The sequence below is a fragment of the Paraburkholderia strydomiana genome, assembly GCF_046030495.1.
GTDB lineage: Bacteria > Pseudomonadota > Gammaproteobacteria > Burkholderiales > Burkholderiaceae > Paraburkholderia > Paraburkholderia strydomiana_A.
The window spans coordinates 1-926 of sequence record NZ_JAQQCJ010000073.1; the positions used below are offsets into that span (position 1 = coordinate 1).

Genomic DNA, 926 nt, shown 5'->3' on the forward strand with positions numbered 1-926 from the left:
AAACTCATCTCGGTACCTACATTGGGCAGCCTGCGCGTCAGGAAGTGCGTATAGCCCATCCAGTGCTTGAACGTTCCGAAGACATGTTCTACCGTTCGCCTGCGTATCTTCATTGCGTCTGGCGTTTTGTCCAGCCGACGTTGAACGCCTTCCAGCACAGACTCATGTTCCCATCGGGTAATCCGCCGATAAGAACTTGGTGTGCATTGGGATTTCATTGGGCACTGCGGGCACGCACTGCTCCAGTAGCGGCGCAGTTGCATTCCGTGTTCCTCTCCAGTGAAGCGGTAAATTGCACGCTGACCAGCGGGGCATTTGTATTCGTCGTCCCGGGCAATGTAGACGAAGTCTGACCGATCGAACCGACCATGATGTTTAGCGCTTGATGTCGTCGGTTTCGGCAGCATTACCGCGATCCCCGCATCCGCGCACTCCTTGATCTGAGTTCCGGTGTAGTAGCCACGATCGGCGACTGCCCGCAGCCTTGTCTTGCCCATCGCGTCGCACGCAGCTTTTGCCATGGGGCTAAGCTGTGCCCGGTCACTGCCAGAGTTTGTGACCTCGTGAGCCACGATGAGATGGTGTTTGGCGTCAACGGCGACCTGCACGTTGTAGCCCACCATTCCCGAGCCCTTGCCGCTCGTCGCCATGGAGCGCGCGTCGGGATCAGTCATCGAGAGTTGGCCATCAGGCTGCGTCTTGAGTTGCTCCTTGATCTGATCGAGGTTCCGCATCTGCTCGCGTAAGCGCGCGATTTTATCTTGCAATCGGGTCGTCTTCGCTTCGACCTCCGCGGGTTGCGTACGATCGGCAGTCTCCAGCGCGTTCAGATACCGCTGGATGCTCTCCTCGATCTGCTTCTGGCGCTTGTCGACCTTACCCTCGGTGAAGTTGCGATCGCGCGTATTGACTGCCTTGAACTTGCT

Annotated in this window: 1 protein-coding gene; it reads right to left on the minus strand. The window is 57.6% G+C overall.

Annotated elements, in window-relative coordinates:
• Window positions 1–926: transposase (locus PQQ53_RS34965; protein ID WP_408329303.1), on the minus strand; the 926-nt coding region annotated here is incomplete at both ends.